Genomic DNA, 799 nt, shown 5'->3' on the forward strand with positions numbered 1-799 from the left:
ATGCCGGGCTCATGGACGCGTTCAAGACCGCCGCCTGAGGGTCGGACGGCAAACGTTCAATCAATGGTGATGACGCCCGCATATGGCGCGAGCTTGCGCCGTGGCTGTGCTCGACACATGTAAGTCTCCCCCAAGGAGATCCGCATGGACAAGCTTGCCAACCCCGCCCCCGGCTTTCAGCGCAACCCAGACAAGGTAATAACAGTCGAGCCATATCGCGGCAGCGTCGCGGTACGCGCAGGCGATACGGTCATCGCCAGGTCGACCCGAGCCAGGCTGCTGTCGGAACCGCCCTACCCGGCTGTTTTCTACATCCCCTTCGACGACATCGATTTCAGCAAGCTCGCCAGGACCGGGCATTCGACGCATTGTCCCTACAAGGGTGACGCGAGCTACTGGAGTGTCTTGCCGGCCGGCGAAGGCGGCAAGGACGCTATGTGGGCCTATGAGCAGACCTTCGACGAAATGGCCGAAATCCGCGATCACGGCGCGTTCTACACGAGCAAGGTCACGGTCGAAGCCTCGCCGGACTGAGGCTGTTTGATATTCAGGCGCGGCCGGCCTGACGTGATCTCAACACGGCCCGGTCACCTATTGAACCGATCAGTCGGTCGTGCCGTCATTGCCCACATCCTCAGTATCGTCGAGCCGAACGAAGGTCATGCCCTTCTGCTTCAGGGCCAGCAGGCCTTGAACGACCCCCTCGCCCGCCGCATGGGTCGGCTGGTTGATATGGGCAATGATGACATCGCCGTCCTTGGCGGCAGCGATGCGCCGAGCGGTCTCCTTCGCCCCAAGC

At 62.1% G+C, this 799-nt stretch carries 1 protein-coding gene and 1 pseudogene; one reads left to right on the forward strand and one right to left on the reverse strand.

Annotated elements, in window-relative coordinates; all coding sequences use genetic code 11:
• Positions 1-144: 144 nt before the first annotated feature.
• Positions 145-534, forward strand: a complete 390-nt coding sequence (locus EOA29_RS38555; RefSeq protein WP_127222522.1) for a DUF427 domain-containing protein — start codon at positions 145-147, stop codon at positions 532-534.
• A 69-nt stretch (positions 535-603) separates the two neighbouring features.
• Here EOA29_RS38555 and EOA29_RS38560 read toward each other — a convergent pair.
• Positions 604-799: pseudogene (locus EOA29_RS38560) on the reverse strand (polysaccharide deacetylase); the annotation flags it as partial.

Origin of the sequence: Mesorhizobium sp. M1E.F.Ca.ET.063.01.1.1 (assembly GCF_003998155.1) — a bacterium.
GTDB lineage: Bacteria > Pseudomonadota > Alphaproteobacteria > Rhizobiales > Rhizobiaceae > Mesorhizobium.

Excerpts from the sequence above, each read along its gene's own strand:
- EOA29_RS38555 (WP_127222522.1), top strand. The coding sequence starts at position 145 with ATGGACAAGCTTGCCAACCCCGCCCCCGGCTTTCAGCGCAACCCAGAC.